Here is a 17,412-nt window from a genome sequence, read left to right as displayed (position 1 = left end):
GGAACTGAAAAATGGCGGAAATTAAAGTACCTGAATTAGCGGAATCAATTTCAGAAGGAACGATAGCCCAATGGCTGAAACAACCGGGAGATTATGTGGAACAAGGGGAATTCCTGCTTGAGCTGGAAACGGATAAAGTCAATGTCGAATTAACGGCAGAACAATCCGGCGTTCTTCAGGAAGTGCTGAAAGAGTCCGGAGACACTGTTCAGGTTGGCGAAATTATCGGCACGATTTCAGAAGGCGAGGGAGAAGGAGGCAAAGCCTCAGCTCCTCAGGCTGAGGCTTCGGAAGAAAAACCGGCAGCACCGGAGAAGAAAGATGAGCCTGCAGCAGACGCGACTGATCAAACCGAGACAGCAAAAGCAAGACCGGTCGCTTCTCCGGCTGCCAGAAAGCTCGCCCGTGAAAAAGGCATTGATTTATCAGAAATTCCGACTGGCGATCCGCTGGGAAGGGTCAGAAAGCAGGATGTGGAATCCTACCAACAAAATGAGCAGCCGCCAAAAGCTCAGGCTGAGCCAAAACGTGAAGTGCAGGCTCCGGCCGCCAAACAAACTGAAGACGCAGCGAAACCGGTTGAACGGCAAAGAATGTCGCGCCGGAGACAGACGATTGCCAAGCGCCTCGTTGAAGTTCAGCACACCGCCGCTATGCTGACGACATTTAACGAAGTGGATATGACGGCCGTCATGAATCTCAGAAAGCGCCGGAAAGACCAATTCCTTGAGCAGCATGATGTAAAGCTTGGTTTCATGTCTTTCTTTACAAAAGCCGTCGTCGCTGCCCTGAAAAAATATCCGCTCCTCAATGCGGAAATTCAAGGCGATGAACTTGTCATCAAGAAGTTTTATGATGTCGGGATCGCGGTTGCCGCTCCTGATGGTCTCGTCGTTCCTGTGGTTCGCGATGCAGACCGCAAAACCTTTGCCGATATTGAAAAAGATATCGGAGAGCTTGCGAAAAAAGCGAGAAACAACAAGCTCACGCTCAGCGAACTGCAAGGAGGATCATTCACGATTACGAACGGAGGAACATTTGGATCGCTTTTATCAACTCCGATTTTAAACAGTCCGCAAGTCGGTATTTTGGGAATGCATAAAATCCAGCTGCGTCCTGTCGCAATTGACGAAGAGCGCTTCGAAAACCGTCCAATGATGTACCTCGCGCTCTCTTATGACCACCGGATTGTCGATGGCAAAGAGGCGGTAGGCTTTTTAGTCACAATTAAAAACCTGCTGGAAGATCCAGAACAGCTTCTATTAGAAGGATAAATAAAAAAGCTTTGACCGTTTTACGCGGTCAAAGCTTTTTGTCCATGATCTGCGGGACGGGAGAATGTTCGTCATTCTCCTGTTTTTTTATTTTTTTGGACCAGTATGTCGCAAGCCATGAGCCTGACAGGTTATGCCAGACGCTGAATACAGCGCTTGGAACTGCGGAAAGCGGAGAAAAATGGGCGGTGGCAAGCGCGGCCCCGAGTCCCGAATTTTGCATCCCCACTTCAATCGCAACGGCTTTTTGTGATGCATAATCCATTTTAAAGCACTTGGCTAACACAAATCCGAGAAACAAACCGAGGCCATTATGGAGAATGACAACGGCAAAAATCATCAGCCCTGACTGTATGATATTTTCCCGGTTGCCCCCGACAACGGCGGAGACGATGGCGACAATCCCGATCACTGACACAAGCGGCAGTATTTGCACCGTTTTTTCGACCTGTTTTTTAAAGAAAAACCTGACGATCAGCCCTGCAATAATCGGTATAAGCACCGCTTGCAAAATCGACACAAATAATGATCCCGGAGATACGGGAAGCCATTCCTTCGCAAAAAATAAAATAAGAAACGGCGTCAAAAAAGGCGCGAGCAAAGTGGAGACCGTCGTAATGGCGACAGACAGTGCCGTGTTGCCTTTTGCTAAAAATGTCATGACATTTGACGCTGTTCCCCCTGGACAGCATCCGACTAAAATGACACCGACTGCAATTTCAGAAGGCAGGCCGAGTCCATAGGCCAGTCCAAATGCGATTAAAGGCATGACGGTATATTGAACGAATACGCCGATCAGTACGTGCAGCGGATTTCTCAACAACTCTCTAAAATCATCTGCCGTCAGAGTCAGTCCCATGCCAAACATGATCACACCGAGCAGGATAGTGATATATGGGCTGATCCAAGTAAAGGACGTAGGAAATGCAAAACCAAGCACTGCAAATAAGATCACCCAGATGGCAAAGGTTTTTCCTGCAAATTGACTGATTTTGATGAAATGACTCATATATCCAGCTCCTCACTAGTAGAAAATCTAACATTCTCCTATTATAATTAATATTCTGAATAATTCAACATGAAGAAAAAATAATTATATAGACAATAATAATATTATGTAAACTGAAAGAAATGTTTGAAAACCTTGACGAATTCGTTTATGCTTTTTAAAATGATAATTTGTAGCCTAATGTGCAATTAGACCTGAGAAGAAGAGGTGCTTTAGTGGAAAATAAACAAAATATATGGTCATCAAAGCTTGGATTTATTTTAGCTTCGGCCGGCTCGGCAATCGGGCTAGGTGCGATATGGAAGTTTCCTTATGTTGCCGGGACAAGCGGCGGCGGAGCGTTTTTACTTATTTTTATTCTTTTTACTTTATTAGTGGGGCTTCCTTTATTATTAGCGGAATTTATTATCGGCAGAAAGACACAAAAAGATGCCGTTGAATCCTATAAGGAGCTTGCACCCGGTTCGCTTTGGCATTGGATCGGCAGGCTCGGTATTATCACATGCTTTATTCTGCTGTCTTTCTACAGTGTTGTCGGCGGCTGGATCATCATTTATATTTTCAAAGGATTAACGGGTGAATTGTCAAGAAGTACGGATTATGCGAACATCTTCGGAGAAACGATTGCAAATCCTTACCTCGTTTTAGGCAGTCAGCTGATCTTCATCATCATGACGATCCTGGTTGTTGCAAAAGGGGTCAGAAGCGGAATTGAAAAAGCGAGCAAGTTTATGATGCCGGCTCTCTTTATTATTTTCCTGCTCTTGATTGTCCGCTCGGTTACACTTCCTGGTTCAATGGAAGGGTTAACGTTTTTCTTAAAGCCTGACCTTTCCCATATCAAAACCGAGACGATTCTGTTTGCGATGGGACAGTCATTTTTCTCATTGAGCGTTGGAGTTTCCGTTATGGTGACGTACAGCTCTTATTTGTCTAAAAAGGAAAACCTGGCGCAATCGGCTCTTTCAGTTACATTGCTAAACGTATCTGTTGCTATTCTTGCGGGAATCGCGATTTTTCCGGCCGTTTTTTCATTCGGCTTATCTCCGGATGCGGGGCCGATGCTTTTATTTAATGTGCTGCCATCTGTTTTTCATCAGATGCCTTTAGGAATTGTCTTTTTATTGGCTTTCCTTTTGTTATTTTTATTTGCTACATTGACTTCAGCTTTTTCAATGCTTGAAATTCTGGTTTCTGCCTTATCAAAAGGAGATGCTAAAAAAAGACAGGTTTTCGCATGGATCGGCGGAATTGCGATTTTCCTATTCGGCATTCCATCAGCGCTGTCATACGGCGTGCTTCAAAATGTGATGATTTTCAATCTGTCCATCTTTGATGCAGCCGATTATCTCGTCAGCAATATTTTAATGCCGCTCGGAGCCTTGTTAATCGCCGTTTTTGTTCCGCTGAAAATACCGAAAGACGACTTGTTCGCAGAACTGAAAGAGGGCTCCAAGATCAGCAGAAAATGGTTTGCCGCCTGGCTTATCTTGATTCGCTACGTCGCGCCGATCGTCATTATCGTCGTCTTTTTAGATGTAATTGGTGTATTCAAACATTAAGAAAAAACCCCTAAACAAAAGGTTTAGGGGTTTTTTCATTATGATAGTTGATAAATGCGAACGAATGTTCTATAATCGTATTGAAAGCGCTGATGCAGTGTCTGCCAGTTCTCTTTGCCATCAGCTAATACCCTTAACATCTATTGGCCCATTAAGCAGGAACGTCTTAAAGCAATGAAAATTTTATATTGTGGAGGATGGAGATATGAGTCATCAGAGAAAACTGACATTTTACGGAGCGATAAGTGTAGATGGCTACATTGCGCGTGAGAATCATTCATTGGATTGGTTAATTGGGACTGAAGGCGAAGAAGACACGGGTTATTCAGACTTCTATGAATCGGTGGATACTATACTAATGGGCAGAAAGACTTACGATCAAATCTTGATTCTCTCGCCGCAAGAATTTCCGTATCAGGATAAGCAGTGTTATGTTTTTTCGCGTACATTGACAGGATCTACTGAATATGTAAATTTCATCAACGGGGATATTGCCGATTTCAGTAAATCCTTGAAAGGAAAAGAGGGGAAGCGGATTTGGGTTGTAGGCGGAGGGGAAGTGCTCCATCCGCTTCTTCAGGAAAAGCTTGTTGATGAGTTTGTGATTCAAATTGCACCATCGATTATCGGGCGGGGAATCCCATTATTTATATCAGGGGATTTGGAGAATAAATTAAAGCTGGTTGATGTTCGACGTTATCAACAATTTGCTGAATTGCACTATCAATTAAGATAAGTCCTCCGCCCATTGAAACAGAACAGGACTTCAACATGTTGAAGTCCGCTTATTCAACCATACTCTTTTTGCTTAGAAAGGCTCCCATTGAACGCGCTTTGCTGCAGCAAAGCGTCTTTCCGGCTCTCTCCAGTCAACGACATTCCACCAATTATCAACATATTTGGCTTTTTCATTTTTATATTGAAGATAGTAAGCATGTTCCCATACGTCGAGCGGAAGAAGAGGGATCACGTCCCACTGGCTCATGAGCTGATGCTTTTCGGCGATCAGGATTTCCAAACGGTGTGAACGAGGGGCCCAGACAAGAATGGCCCAGCCGACGCCTTCCACATTTTTTGCTGCTTCAGAAAACTGTTCTTTAAATGCAGAATAGCTGCCGAAAGAGCGGTTGATCATCTCCAGCAGTTCACCTGTCGGTCTTCTTTTGCCTTTGGGGTGCATCGCATACCAAAAAATCGTGTGCAAATAGTGTCCGGCTCCGTGGAATGCAAGCTCTCTTTCCCAATGATTCACAAGCTGAAACTGTTTTGTCTGCCGCGCCTTTTGCAGCTCCCGCTCAGCTTTATTCAGACCGTCGACATAGCTTTGGTGATGTTTTGTATGGTGCAGAAACATAATTTCTTTTGAAATATAAGGTTCAAGGGCCGAGTATGAGTAGGGCAGCTTTGGCAGACGATGGCCCCCGATCGGCACTATCCTGTACTGCTGATGGTCTGGAGATGCACGGCGTCCAATTTCTTGATACACGGCTTCCGCTTGTTCATACCACTCCTGTTCACTGGCATCAGGATCATCTAATGAACGAAAGAGTTCTTCTAAACGGCTTTCTAAAGAAGCGTCGTGTTTTACCTGATTTTTTATGTCCTTGGCCCAGGATGCTAATTCTTCTTTATATACTTCTCGATTCAATGTTTCTCCCTCATTTCCATTTTTTTAATAAAGGCGCTTGAAGCAAGCAATGAAAACACAAAAGGATAACTGTGATAGCGAATATAAAATTGTTTTGGAAGTCCGATGCCTGTCGGATAATCAAAGTGTTTAGACTGATGGCGGTCATCGATGAGAAAACGGAACCCTTTTTGAATCAGCTGTTCGTCAGGAGCTTCATATTGCAGCAAAGCCTCAAGAGCCCATGCTGTTTGAACTGCGGTTCCATAAGCAAGAGGTGCAAAGGTTTTCAACTCACAGCTTTTACATGATTCTCCCCAGCTTCCATCATCAAGCTGAATGGATTGAAGCCATGCAATTGCTTTTTTTACAGCTGGGTGTTCCCTGCGGACGCCGACCGCTTTCATTCCGGTCAGCGCCGCCCATGTTCCGTATATATAGCAGACGCCCCAGCGGCCGTACCATGCCCCGTTCTCTTCCTGGCTGCGGAAAAGCCATCCGAGGGCGCGTTTGACAGCCGGATGATCTTCTGTAAACCCCGCTTTGATTCCGAGCAGATGAAGAACGCGGCCGGTCAGATCTGCTGTTGACGGATCAACCGCTGCTTCAGCCGCTGATTCGATCGGCAGGTATCGAATGAAAGGGTGGTTGACGTTTTTTTCAAAGGCTGCAAATCCTCCATCTCTGTTTTGCATCGATAAAAGCCAGGAGAGCCCGCGCTTCCAGTCGGCAGGACGGTTTTGGGACGGAATCGCTTTTAATGCAGCGGCCGTATCGTCTAAATCGGGATTGTTTGTATTCATATGTGAAAAACCCCAGCCGCCAGGCCTTGCATGAGGATTGAAGACGGCCCAGTCCGCCTTTTTTATATGCTGTCGTTTTTGTAAGTAGTCAGATGCGGCTGAGATAGCCGAGCTTTTTTTCGAAAGCCCTGCTTCTTGCATCGCATAGCTCAACAATGCCGTATCCCAGACGGTTGACGTTGAATTTTCTAAATAAAGGCCGTCACCGCCGCATGGAGTAATCAGGTGTTTAATGCCTGTAATTGCTTTTCTGATGACAGGAGCGTTTTTTGAAATTCCCATTGCCAGCAGGCTGTAAATCATGAATATCGTCGCACTTGCATAGCTGTACAGTGTTCCGTCCTCTTCAATCCGGTCCAGCATATATTTCCTCCCCGCCTCGAACCCGAGCTGATGAAGATAAGCCGGCCATCTTAAGAGTTCTTTCCATTGCAGATTGATAGAATAAAAGTTTCTTTCATTTAAGGAATCGATGCTGAGCCACTCTAAAGGGTTTTTCGACATGTTTTCATCCAAGTGGTGAAGTGAACCGACCTGTTTGTTTTTTAAGGCGAATTTTCGATTTAACGTGATGGCCATCGGGACAAAATGAATTCTTGCATAAGCACTAAAATGGTAAAAATGCAGCGGGAAATAGGGAGGGATCATTAAAAATGAGAGCGGAATATACAGCCTCGGCCAAGGATAAAGTCCATTTGCGGCAAGCATCCATTTTGTCATAAAGTGGACATGTTTTAATCCGCCTTCGGATCTGATGAAAGCTGCTGCTTTCTGCATATGCGGGTCGTTTCGGCTGTATAGCCCTGAAGCGAGCATCCCGGTGTAGCCCTGTACAGTCGCGGTTAAATTGCCCTTCGCTTCATCAGGATAATTCCGAAACGTTCCATCTTCGTTTTGCTTTGACCGGATTCGTTTGGCAAGACTTGTGATAAGCGAGGAGTCATGATCTCTGAGAGAAGTCAGCAAAAGAATGAAAAAGCTGTTTGTCATCACCGGTCCTTCAAAACAAAATCGCCAAGATCCGTCCGGCTTCTGTCTGTTTTGAAGCTCTGCCACCACCTTTTGCCTGAAAGCTTTGACATCCTCCAGCAAAGAATGCATTCCTTTTCATCTCCTTCGTACCAATGTATTCGGCGGAAATATGTATCATGCATACGGGACAATGCTGCAAGGGGATTTTAAGAAACTGGAGAGTGGTGAGAGAAGGTGTGATAATTCATCATAATTTCACAATTTACAACACTGTGATATTGCTTCCTGCTTTAAAAACCCGCTATCCTTATATGTAATGAGATGCTTATAAGGAGGAACGGTCTGGATGAATGAAGCTAACAGCAAACCGCCATCATCAGCCGACGCGGGTAAGCGTTTTAATCCAACAATCTACCAAACTTTATGGAGGTGGCATTTTTACGCCGGTTTAATCATTGCACCTTTTTTGGTCTTGCTGGCCGTCACAGGGGGAATCTATCTATTTAAACCTCAGATCGAAGAACTGATTTATCATGATTACTATCATGTGAAACCGCAGAAGGAGAAGCTGTCTCCAGAGCAGCAAACGGCCGTGGCCGCAACCAGCTACCCTGATGGAAAAGTTGTCAGGTACAGACCGGGAGAACATGCTTCCCGTTCTTCCGAAGTCGGAATTGCAGCCGGTGATTCGACTTATACCGTATATGTGAACCCCTACTCTGGAAAAGTGATGGGGAAGCTCGACGATAATGAAAAGTTCATGAATCAGCTTGAAGCGCTTCACGGAGAGTTAATGGCGGGTGTGATCGGCGACAGAATTGTTGAATTAGCGGCATGCTGGTCCATAATTCTTATCATCACGGGGATCTATTTATGGTGGCCGAGAAAAAGCGGAAAGCTGCGCGGAATTTTGCTGTCGCGCCTTTCAAAGGGAAAGAAAATATTATGGAGGGACCTGCATGCTGTTCCTGCTTTCTGGCTGTCAGCCGGGATGTTTTTTCTCATTATCACGGGACTGCCGTGGTCGGGCTTGTGGGGAAATACTGTCCAGCACCTCGCCACAAATTCAGGAATCGGGTATCCCCCTTCGATTTGGATAGGGGAAAAGCCTGTTTCAGATGTAACGGCAAAAGAAGTGGCCGATGTTCCTTGGGCAGCTGAACATATGGCGGTTCCCGAATCCCGGCGGCAAAAAGATATGAAAATATCAATTGATGATGCTGTCAGAATTGCAGAGGAAAGAAATGTGCACCCGGGCTACAATGTCTTTTTTCCACAGGATGCAAAGGGTGTTTATTCACTGTCGGTATTTTCTCCGCGCGCTCAGGATGAAGCTACTGTTCATATTGACCAGTATACAGGCGGTGTATTGGCCGATTATCGTTTCCAGGATTACGGGGCTTTAGGGAAAATCATCGCGATGGGGATCACTTTGCATAAAGGAAGCCAATTCGGCTTCATCAATCAGCTAATCGGTTTGGCAATTTGTATCGGCATCGTCGGAGTCTCAGTGAGCGGCTTCATATTGTGGCGTAAACGAAAACCAAAAAGCGGACTGGGAGCGCCGCCAGCTCCCAAAAACAAAAAATCAATGAAGTACCTGGCCGGGAGCATGCTCTTTTTTGGCCTGTTCTTTCCGCTGGTCGGCCTTTCGCTGATCGTGGTCTGGCTGTTGGAACACTTCGTCATCAGGCGGGTATCCGCCTTGAAGTCCTTTTTCAGCGCGTAACGGGAGGTGAAGAAATGAATAAGAGTTTTGCGGGGGTTCTGAGCCTGGTTCTGGTGTTTTTATTGTCTGCCTGCTCGGCTACACAAAGCAAATCCTATCAAGAAGAAGTTCCGCCGAGAGTGATCAGCACTGAATTTCTCCTGCCTAAGGAGATTGATCCCCATCATAAAACAACCTTGAAGATTAAGCTGGCGCAAGGAAGCAAGGCTTTGAAAAGCGCGGATCAAGCCGTATTTGCCATATCAAAAGCAGCCAGCGGCGAACAGATTGGCGAAATCGCGGCCAAACACGAAGGAAAGGGCATCTACAGCGCCGAAACAATATTTCATGAAAATGGCGTTTATGATATTCAAGTCCATGCAAAAGCAGGCGATATGCGTGTGATGCCGATTAAACGGGTGATTGTGGGAGATGTATCTCATCAAGAAATCGAATCCCTTGATGGACACAAAAAAGATGATGAAAGCGGCCGCGAGCATCATCATTAAATCAGGCGCACGGAGTAATGTCCGGGGGCTGTTTTCTATGAAAATCGTCATTTACCTTCATCCCAAAAATGGGGTATCGTAAAAAGGAAGATTCAAATTAAGCATTTGCCAGGGGATGTGTCAGAATGAAGATTGAAAAGAAGCTTTATAACGCTGCTGTCGAATTGATAAAAAAGCGGTATCCATCCGGATGGGGCGGAGCGGCCGCGATGTATACGGAAGATGAAAGAATTCTGACGAGCGTTGCACCGGAAGTTATCAACGCTTCAACAGAATTATGCATTGAAACAGGCGCCATCTTAGAGGCGCACAAGCTGGATACGAGGATCACGCATTCCATTTGCGTCGTAAGAGATGATGAACATTCAGTATATAAAGTGCTAACGCCATGCGGGGTATGTCAGGAAAGACTTTTTTACTGGGGGCCTGAGGTGAAAGCGGCTGTTACCGCCCCAGCCGGCGGCCTTGTCTTTAAAGCATTGAAAGACATTCAGCCGTTTCATTGGTCTGCTGCATATCAGGAAACTGAATCGTGATGAAAGGAAGGGGGCATATGCAAAAAGGTCGCACCGTTTACTTAAGACCCGTCAGGAAAGAAGATATGGAGAGCTTTTACAAGGCTGTCCACGATGAAGATATCAGGTATATGACCGGAACAAAACGTGTCTTTACGATGGACGAATTATATGAACATTACGAGCGGATCACCAGTGATGATACACGGTTTGATTTCGCGATTTGTTTGCTGGACCGCGATGAGCTGATCGGCGATTTGTCGATTTTGGAAATTGACCGGTTCAACCGGAAAGCAGGATTCAGAATTGCGCTGCACAGCACAGACCATTTCAACAAGGGATACGGCACTGAAGCCGTACAACTGGTCCAGCGGTTTGTTTTTGAGGAGCTACAATTAAACCGGCTCCAGCTCGAAGTGTTTTCGCATAATATCCGCGCCGTGAAAGTATACGAAAAAGCCGGCTTTAAAAAGGAAGGAACGCTGAGACAGGCTCTTCATATGAACGGTCGATATTCAGATGAAATCATCATGGGGATGCTGAAACACGAATATGAAGAGCCCGGAACATAAGTGATTGGTTTAGGAGGATGCAGAAAACACGGATGCTAAAGAACTGTAAATTTGGGAACAGTGTTTTCCTGCGGATGAGGAATGAAGAAGAGGTTCTTTTAAGTAGTGCGATGATAGTTAACGGACAAGCGGTAAAAAAATATCGTCGATCATTTCTGTGATGGCGTTATCAGATAACATCCCATGGGTTATAAGCAATTCGTATCGGAGCAAATCAGCTGACCCTCTCAATGATTGGAGAACTTGTCTTGATAACGACGAGAAAGCGAGAAGAAAACGAAACAAGCTGACGCCGCTTGAATATCGTCGTCAGCTTGCAGTCTGGAGCTTTCTCAAATCACTGTATTAAATTACTGGCCGACATGAATCCAGACGCTTTTCACTTCTGTATAATTATCCAAAGCGTATGAGCCCATCTCGCGGCCGAGGCCTGACTGTTTATAACCGCCGAATGGAGATGCAGCGTCAAAGGCGTTGTAGCAGTTGACCCAAACGGTGCCTGCTTGAAGCCGGTCAGCGATATAATGGGCGTTTTTCAGGTTTTCCGTCCAAACACCAGCGGCAAGCCCATATTCCGTCCGGTTGGCGCGTTCAATGACTTCGTCAACCGTTTCATAAGGGATCGCTGCCAAGACAGGGCCGAAAATCTCTTCTTGTGCAATCGTCATGTCATCTTCGACATTTGTAAACACGGTCGGAGAGACAAAGTATCCCTCTTCATAAGGACATGTTCCGCCGGCGGCGACTTTTGCTCCTTCCTGGCGCCCTTTCTCAATATAGGAAAGCACCCGTTCATGCTGGTCTTTGCTGACGAGCGGTCCCATTTGTGTCCCTTCATGAAGCCCTGCACCTTGGCGAAGGGATTTGGAGTAAGAGACCATTTCATCTACCACTTTGTCGTAATGGTCTTTATGGATGAAGACGCGCGAACCGGCAGAGCATACCTGCCCCTGATTAAACATGACGCCGGTTAATGCTCCCGGAATCGCTTTCTTTAGGTCGGCATCAGGCAGTATGATGTTCGGCGATTTTCCGCCGAGTTCAAGGGTGACCCGTTTCACGGTTTTTGACGCTTTCTCCATAATTTTTTTGCCGATTTCAGTAGATCCTGTAAATGCCAGTTTGTCTACAAGGTCATGATCAGTAAGAGCTTCTCCCGCGGTTTCACCGAAGCCCGGGATGATGTTAATGACGCCTTTCGGAAAACCTGCCTCATCGATCAGCTCTGCCAAATACAGTGCGGAAAGAGGAGTCTGTTCAGCTGGCTTTAAGACGATCGTACATCCGGCCGCCAGGGCAGCGCCCATTTTCCACATCGCCATTAAGAGCGGAAAGTTCCAAGGGATGATTTGACCGACAACTCCAACAGGCTCATGCCGGGTATAATTAAAATAAGGTCCGTTGACAGGAATTGTTTGTCCGGTTATTTTCGTCGCCCAGCCTGCGTAATAACGCATATGTTCTATCGACAACGGAATGTCCCCGGCAGTCGTTTCACTGATCGGTTTTCCGTTATCAAGCGTTTCAAGCTGAGCCAGCTCATGTTTATGTTCCTCCATCAGATCGGCGAGTTTGTACATGACCCTGCTTCTTTCGGCCGGATTCATGGTCCGCCATGCCCCGTGATCAAAGGCTTCTCTTGCAGCTTTTACAGCTTTGTCGACATCTTCGGGACCTGCTTCATACAATGTCGCAAGTGTTGCTCCCGTAGCCGGGTTCGGGGTGTCAAACGTTTTGTTCGAAGCACTTGCCACAAATTCCCCGTTAATGTAAAGCTTTTTCGTTCCCTGCAAAAATGACTCCAGCTTCTTACTGACCTGCATTGTTAAAGAACTCATGTTTTTAAACAAACCTCCTTCAAAATTTTGGTCTGTCTTCTTGTGAGTTTTTCTTGCTGGTGGTTTATCTTGTGGTTTGTTCATTGCGCTGACAGAAGAGGGATATATTTCTGATTTTGGAACCATACACCATCATTCTATAACAGGGGATGAAATGAAATCAATATTCATTTGCATTTCGGCCGGGCGGCAAACTGACAACTGACATTGCATTCCAGCCAAAAAACGCTACAATGGAAACTATACATCGTTTTTTGAAAAGGGGACATCAACATGATTCATGAAAAATGGCAGAGCAATCAAACCATAAAAAAAGTAAAATGCGTTCATACCGATGCGAAAAAATACATTGTCAACAGGGCACTGACCGTCGGAAAAACATATGAAGTCAAAAATGAGACGGAAGAGTTTTTGTTCATCATCGATAATACAAATAAAGTGGGCGGCTATTACAAAGAATACTTTGAAGAAACAAATGCTAAATGATTCTCCCAAAGATCATCAATAATAAAGATGATCACGAAGGAGATGGTGAATGCAGGTGAAAAAAACCGAGGCTCTCATGAAGGACATCTTCAAGGCGAAGAAAGCCGGATGACCAAATCGGAAGGAATCGCTGTGGCAGAAGAGCAGGCGTCTGACACGTATATGGAAGGCACGATAGAAGACGAAGACCGGTAAAAAGGCCCGCAGGAGGAGAAATCTTTCTGCGGGTGTTTTTTATCATTTTATATGAAAACGATTTCTTAAAAACGTGAAGTTTATCGAAAATATCCGAAAAAACAGATAAAAAGATGAAACTTATCTTGTCCAGCGAGCGTATAAATGAATAGAAAAAACAAACATAGAGAGTTAAAGAAATGTAATCTGCTCGTAATTGTTTATCAAACAGGGTTGTCGTATTCTTATTAGTAGCTGACAGCATACTTTGCCTTGTGCATAAACATAAATTTGGACATGTAGAAAGAGGGGTTTTGATTGGGCGTTTTTTCAGCTAGCAAGACTGCAGACGGAAAAAAATTTGAACCGCTGCTGATTGAAGGAGAAAAAATTGAATCTGTATGCAGGTTAAGAATTGATCAAATTTGTTTTACCAATAAGCGGGTTATTTTTTTCGACAATAAATTGTTTACAAAAAAGAAAGTCCGCGTCTTTCTTCCTTACAAATCAATTGAAGGCTTTGCGATCAGGGAAATCAGCATGTTCAATCCCGACAGCTCTCTTTCACTGATGACAAGCAGCAAAATCTTTGACCTCGAATTTACCAAGGATACCGATATGCTTGAAATCCAAGCGCTTTTATCAAAATACTTATGTGCATAAACATTAAAGGCTGTTCACCGCTTGCTCGCGAATGAACGGTCTTTTTATTTTGGAATGGCGGGTTTTTCTCCGGAGAAATCGGGAAAGAAAAAAGAAAGGAGGAGGATCTGCCATGCCATTGACAAACGAACAAAAAAAGCGGCTCTATCATCAATTAATCGACTTAAAACATAGCATGTCTAGCACGGGAGGAACAGATCAGCCGATGAGGGAAGAATCAGGCGAACTGTCAAACGGAGTTGACAATCACCAGGCTGATCACGCCGGTGTATATACCGAACGAATGAGAGATCAGACCTTCCGGCAAACGGACAAGAATCGATTGGAAGAAGTGGAAGACGCCCTCAAGCGGATGGAGGACGGCACATATGGCATATGTGAAGCAACAGGCAAAGAAATACCTTATGAGCGGCTTGAAGCTCTTCCATATGCAAGAAAAACGGCAGAGGCTCAAGCTGAAACAGAAAAAAGGAATGAAGATGCAGAAAGATACGACAAGCAATTTACTCGGCAGATGCAGGATTTGACAAACAGCGAAACCATGGACCAAAAGCGCTCATATACTTATGAGCGGCTTGATGAGGAGCAGGATTCAACATAAGCACCCTTACAATAGGGTGCTTTTTTATGATAGAAAAATAGTTTGGGATAAAATAAATTAGTTGACTTTCTATTTAAAAGAAAGTAACATACTATTTGTAAGTAAATAATAAAACGTTAGCACGGGAGGAAAACAAAATGTCTAAAGTATTATTTGTTAAAGCAAATGACCGTACAGCTGAAGAAGCCGTATCTGTCAAACTATATGATGCATTTCTTAACAGCTATAAAGAAAATCATCCAAATGATGAAATCGCAGAGCTTGATCTTTACAATGAAAACCCGCCGTACATGGGCAGAAACGCCATTAACGGCACATTTAAAGCAGGAAAAGGCATGGAATTAACCGAGGATGAGAAAGCAGCTGCATCTGTTGCTGACCGTTACTTAGACGAGTTTGTCAAAGCCGATAAAGTTGTTTTTGCATTCCCTTTGTGGAACTTTGCGGTTCCAGCGGTGCTTCACACTTATATCGACTACTTGTCACGCGCAGGAGTTACGTTTACATACACTCCTGAAGGACCTAAAGGGCTAATGGGAGATAAGAAGGTTGCTCTTTTAAATGCAAGAGGAGGCTTCTATTCTGAAGGACCGATGGCATCAATGGAAATGTCGCTGAACTACATGAAAACCGTTATGGGCTTCTTCGGCGTTCAAGACTTGCATACCGTTGTCATCGAAGGACACAACGCTGTTCCGGACGAAGCGCAAAAAATCATTGAAAACGGCTTAGCAGAAGCTAAAAAGCTAGCAGCTGAATTTTAAGAGGGAACCCCCTGTTCTAAATCGATAGAACAGGGGGTTTTTTTATGAAGTCGTCTCATTCAGGTTTAATAAATAAAAGACATAATCGGTCGGAACGCTGGCGTGCCCCAATTGTCTAAGCATTGCTGAAATGTTGCCCCTATGATATGTGCCGTGGTTGATCACATGGTTCATCAACTCGCTGTAGCTTGTCTTCATCCGGCCGAAGGAAGGGTGTTCTACCGTAAAATCCGCATCGAGATCTTCAAGGCTTTCAAAAAATGTTTGATACTGAATCGCAGTATCTTCAAAAAAAGCGGTGATTCCTTCGATGCCTTTTCCTCTCAATTCTTGATTCAGCTGGATCGCTAAATTTTTTGATTGCTCGAAGCTGCCTCCGGAAAGAACCTTTAGCCACATCGCGTCAGCGACACACATATGAATGACGACTTCAGAAATAGAAGAAAAAACGCTCTTGATCTCTTGTGTGAACAGCTCTTCAGGCAGGTTTTTAAGATGTTCAAACACCTTTTGGTTTGCCCATTTATGGTATTCAAAATGTTTTAGTGTATCGTGCCTCATGTTTTATCCTCCTCCTTTTTTACAATAGGTTCGTCCAAACACCTTCGTTTTCCTTTAACAGGAAGAATTTATTTGCATTTATTGAGAACCTGTTATGTCAGGAAGAGAGGAGACATGAGATATTATCCGCTGCATTGCCCATATCCGCGCTGGCAATGGCAGGGAGGGAGAAGCGTGCTGCTTGAAACATCCGTTCCCCAGCATATTGCCCGTGCGCTGTCAGAAAAGGGGCATCAGGTCGAATGGGCGCTTGATTCCGGATCATTTGGAAGGGGGCAGGTGATTCATCCGCCATGAAAACGGCGTCCTGGCAGGCGGAACTGAAGCGAGGACATTGCCGCGTGGTAAAACAAAGAACCTGCCTTTCGCGGCAGGTTCTTTGCTTTATTCTTTGTCGCGTTTTTTTGAAGGGGTAACCGGATAAAGTTCTTCTGATGCTTCGTTTTGATATTGTAACGCACCCGTGTTTTCCCGTTTTTCGTTTGCCGTATCGCCCAAAACATTGGCTGCCATATAGCGGTGGAAGAAAAATTCGAACACCGTGACGCCTGCTGCTGAAATGATCGAAGCCAGAGCTAACGAAGCATAGGGAGGATTATTCTGCATGGCAAGAATCGCCCAAATCAATACAAGGGAAAGGCCGAAATCACCCATTGTCGCGGTCGTGTTGTTCGTTCTCGGAAGCAGCAATAGGTCACCGATCAGGTAGGAAATGACTCCCAAGAATAAAGTAAGGACAAACATATCGCCAAATGGAACGCCAAAAAACAGAGTTAGAATGACATATAAAAGAACAAGGCTGACAATGAACTTGAAACACAATGCTCTAACATGCTTCATAAAGTTTAATCCACCTTTTTAGCTTTATTTTAGATTCCTGTCGTTTTTCTCCTGTTTGCTGTTTTTTTGTTTCTGCTGGAATGCGCTTTCTGTTTCATGGTCATTTTTAAGCTGTTCGATACTGCTGTTTTGGATGCCTTTCTTCTGCATGATCTCACCACCTTTTTCACTATATTTTGGATTGTTTTTGATTTCTTATACGAAATAACTGCAAAAAGAAAAAGGGGGCATCAAATCCCCCTTTCATTTTTTTCTTAATCCAGCCGCATATGCAGGGCCCATTCCAGTCATTTTTGATAAAATAAGCGCCATTTCATGAGGCGTTTCTTTCATGCCGCTGGCCAGCCACCGCTGAAGAACGCTTACATGGGCTCCTACAATATAGGAGATCAGGTACTCTTCAGGCACCAGTGTATCCGCCCTGATTGTCTTTTTGATGCGCTTTAAGTTTTCGGATAAAACGGATTTGAACTTAATCGGAAATGAACCCGTTCCTTTTGGACCTAAAATCGCCTTCATAAAAACTGCATTTTCTTTAAAGTATTCAAAAATATTCACTACAAATGGAAGCGGTTTATCGATGATAGAGCCATTCAATATTTTCACGGATTGAAGCGATTGTTTTGAGATGTTCCTTATGTCCTTGATGATTTCGCTTTCGCTTTGTTCTAATAAATCGTATTTATCTTGATAGTGCAAATAAAATGTGCCCCGGTTGATATCCGCCTTCTGAGAAATATCTGTGACGGTAATCTCCTCGAACGTTTTTTCTTCCATAAGCCCAGATAAAGCGTCTCTGATCATCCTTTTTGTACGGTTAATTCTTCTGTCCGTCTGTTTTGTCATTTTTATCAGCCTTCCATTCAGTTATTTCCCTAAAAAATAAACAATGTTCATCTTGATGTTGAGTAATTAACATTTCCTCATTTCTTGT

21 protein-coding genes are annotated in these 17,412 nt (G+C 44.5%); 13 read left to right on the top strand and 8 right to left on the bottom strand.

Translation table 11 applies throughout. The features are described 5' to 3' along the window. Nucleotides 1–11 precede the first annotated feature (11 nt). Nucleotides 12–1,274, top strand: a complete 1,263-nt coding sequence (gene odhB, locus RBH91_RS12020; protein ID WP_307891752.1) for a 2-oxoglutarate dehydrogenase complex dihydrolipoyllysine-residue succinyltransferase — start codon at nucleotides 12–14, stop codon at nucleotides 1,272–1,274. Between the two features lie 28 nt (nucleotides 1,275–1,302). On the opposite strand, the gene RBH91_RS12015 is transcribed toward odhB, so the two are convergent. Further along, complete coding sequence (locus tag RBH91_RS12015; RefSeq protein ID WP_076764212.1) at nucleotides 1,303–2,283, bottom strand: bile acid:sodium symporter family protein; 981 nt, start codon at nucleotides 2,281–2,283, stop codon at nucleotides 1,303–1,305. Nucleotides 2,284–2,498: 215 nt separating this feature from the next. Here RBH91_RS12015 and RBH91_RS12010 point away from each other — a divergent pair, with 215 nt between their 5' ends. After that, complete coding sequence (locus tag RBH91_RS12010; RefSeq protein ID WP_307891751.1) at nucleotides 2,499–3,845, top strand: sodium-dependent transporter; 1,347 nt, start codon at nucleotides 2,499–2,501, stop codon at nucleotides 3,843–3,845. A gap of 205 nt (nucleotides 3,846–4,050) precedes the next feature. Further along, nucleotides 4,051–4,581, top strand: a complete 531-nt coding sequence (locus RBH91_RS12005; protein ID WP_307891750.1) for a dihydrofolate reductase family protein — start codon at nucleotides 4,051–4,053, stop codon at nucleotides 4,579–4,581. 72 nt (nucleotides 4,582–4,653) lie between these two features. Here the strand turns inward: RBH91_RS12005 and RBH91_RS12000 are convergent, their stop codons facing one another. Next, the gene (locus tag RBH91_RS12000) at nucleotides 4,654–5,493 is read right to left on the bottom strand and encodes a superoxide dismutase (protein WP_307891749.1); all 840 of its coding nucleotides are present in this window, start codon (nucleotides 5,491–5,493) and stop codon (nucleotides 4,654–4,656) included. Beyond that, the gene (locus RBH91_RS11995) at nucleotides 5,490–7,376 is read right to left on the bottom strand and encodes a terpene cyclase/mutase family protein (RefSeq protein ID WP_307891748.1); all 1,887 of its coding nucleotides are present in this window, start codon (nucleotides 7,374–7,376) and stop codon (nucleotides 5,490–5,492) included. The genes RBH91_RS12000 and RBH91_RS11995 overlap by 4 nt, the downstream gene beginning before the upstream one ends. A 217-nt stretch (nucleotides 7,377–7,593) precedes the next feature. On the opposite strand from RBH91_RS11995, the gene RBH91_RS11990 reads away from it, so the two are divergent. The 4 genes from RBH91_RS11990 (at nucleotide 7,594) to RBH91_RS11975 (ending at nucleotide 10,551) form a co-directional block, all read left to right on the top strand. Then, entirely contained in the window at nucleotides 7,594–8,976 is a 1,383-nt protein-coding gene (locus RBH91_RS11990; protein WP_307891747.1) for a PepSY-associated TM helix domain-containing protein, read from the top strand. 14 nt (nucleotides 8,977–8,990) lie between these two features. Then, a complete protein-coding gene (locus RBH91_RS11985) occupies nucleotides 8,991–9,464 on the top strand; it encodes a FixH family protein (RefSeq protein ID WP_307891746.1) in 474 nt (157 codons plus the stop codon). Nucleotides 9,465–9,589: 125 nt separating this feature from the next. Next, nucleotides 9,590–10,000, top strand: coding sequence for a cytidine deaminase (locus RBH91_RS11980; RefSeq protein ID WP_307891745.1), 411 nt, complete (start codon nucleotides 9,590–9,592; stop codon nucleotides 9,998–10,000). A 17-nt stretch (nucleotides 10,001–10,017) separates the two neighbouring features. Beyond that, the gene (locus RBH91_RS11975) at nucleotides 10,018–10,551 is read left to right on the top strand and encodes a GNAT family N-acetyltransferase (RefSeq protein ID WP_307891744.1); all 534 of its coding nucleotides are present in this window, start codon (nucleotides 10,018–10,020) and stop codon (nucleotides 10,549–10,551) included. Nucleotides 10,552–10,901: 350 nt separating this feature from the next. On the opposite strand, the gene RBH91_RS11970 is transcribed toward RBH91_RS11975, so the two are convergent. Continuing rightward, complete coding sequence (locus tag RBH91_RS11970) at nucleotides 10,902–12,389, bottom strand: aldehyde dehydrogenase family protein (RefSeq protein WP_307891743.1); 1,488 nt, start codon at nucleotides 12,387–12,389, stop codon at nucleotides 10,902–10,904. Nucleotides 12,390–12,662: 273 nt separating this feature from the next. On the opposite strand from RBH91_RS11970, the gene RBH91_RS11965 reads away from it, so the two are divergent. The 5 genes from RBH91_RS11965 to RBH91_RS11945 all read left to right on the top strand — a co-directional run bounded on the left by RBH91_RS11965 (nucleotide 12,663) and on the right by RBH91_RS11945 (nucleotide 15,077). Further along, nucleotides 12,663–12,875: a DUF6501 family protein gene (locus RBH91_RS11965; RefSeq protein ID WP_076763694.1), complete on the top strand. Its 213-nt coding sequence runs from the start codon at nucleotides 12,663–12,665 to the stop codon at nucleotides 12,873–12,875. Nucleotides 12,876–12,920: 45 nt separating this feature from the next. Beyond that, entirely contained in the window at nucleotides 12,921–13,070 is a 150-nt protein-coding gene (locus RBH91_RS11960) for a YozQ family protein (RefSeq protein WP_307891742.1), read from the top strand. A gap of 297 nt (nucleotides 13,071–13,367) precedes the next feature. Continuing rightward, on the top strand, nucleotides 13,368–13,712 hold the full coding sequence (locus RBH91_RS11955; RefSeq protein ID WP_307891741.1) for a PH domain-containing protein: 345 nt from the start codon (nucleotides 13,368–13,370) through the stop codon (nucleotides 13,710–13,712). A gap of 112 nt (nucleotides 13,713–13,824) precedes the next feature. Continuing rightward, the gene (locus RBH91_RS11950) at nucleotides 13,825–14,313 is read left to right on the top strand and encodes a TraR/DksA C4-type zinc finger protein (protein ID WP_307891740.1); all 489 of its coding nucleotides are present in this window, start codon (nucleotides 13,825–13,827) and stop codon (nucleotides 14,311–14,313) included. Nucleotides 14,314–14,450: 137 nt separating this feature from the next. Further along, nucleotides 14,451–15,077, top strand: coding sequence for an FMN-dependent NADH-azoreductase (locus RBH91_RS11945; protein WP_076763707.1), 627 nt, complete (start codon nucleotides 14,451–14,453; stop codon nucleotides 15,075–15,077). A gap of 42 nt (nucleotides 15,078–15,119) precedes the next feature. Here RBH91_RS11945 and RBH91_RS11940 read toward each other — a convergent pair whose 3' ends face one another. After that, nucleotides 15,120–15,638, bottom strand: coding sequence for a DinB family protein (locus RBH91_RS11940; RefSeq protein WP_307891739.1), 519 nt, complete (start codon nucleotides 15,636–15,638; stop codon nucleotides 15,120–15,122). Nucleotides 15,639–15,752: 114 nt separating this feature from the next. Here RBH91_RS11940 and RBH91_RS11935 point away from each other — a divergent pair, with 114 nt between their 5' ends. After that, the gene (locus RBH91_RS11935; protein WP_307891738.1) at nucleotides 15,753–15,935 is read left to right on the top strand and encodes a hypothetical protein; all 183 of its coding nucleotides are present in this window, start codon (nucleotides 15,753–15,755) and stop codon (nucleotides 15,933–15,935) included. An 87-nt stretch (nucleotides 15,936–16,022) separates the two neighbouring features. Here the strand turns inward: RBH91_RS11935 and RBH91_RS11930 are convergent, their stop codons facing one another. The 3 genes from RBH91_RS11930 to RBH91_RS11920 all read right to left on the bottom strand — a co-directional run bounded on the left by RBH91_RS11930 (nucleotide 16,023) and on the right by RBH91_RS11920 (nucleotide 17,324). After that, a complete protein-coding gene (locus tag RBH91_RS11930; RefSeq protein WP_076763711.1) occupies nucleotides 16,023–16,478 on the bottom strand; it encodes a YndM family protein in 456 nt (151 codons plus the stop codon). Between the two features lie 24 nt (nucleotides 16,479–16,502). Continuing rightward, entirely contained in the window at nucleotides 16,503–16,628 is a 126-nt protein-coding gene (locus RBH91_RS11925; RefSeq protein WP_076763713.1) for a biofilm-forming protein, read from the bottom strand. Between the two features lie 93 nt (nucleotides 16,629–16,721). Then, nucleotides 16,722–17,324 carry a TetR/AcrR family transcriptional regulator gene (locus RBH91_RS11920; protein WP_307891737.1) on the bottom strand — a complete coding sequence of 201 codons (603 nt, stop codon included), beginning with the start codon at nucleotides 17,322–17,324 and terminating at the stop codon, nucleotides 16,722–16,724. Nucleotides 17,325–17,412 lie beyond the last annotated feature (88 nt).

It is taken from the genome of Bacillus swezeyi (assembly GCF_030908325.1).
Classification (GTDB): Bacteria; Bacillota; Bacilli; order Bacillales; family Bacillaceae; genus Bacillus; species Bacillus swezeyi.
This window is presented reverse-complemented; position numbering and strand designations above follow the sequence as displayed.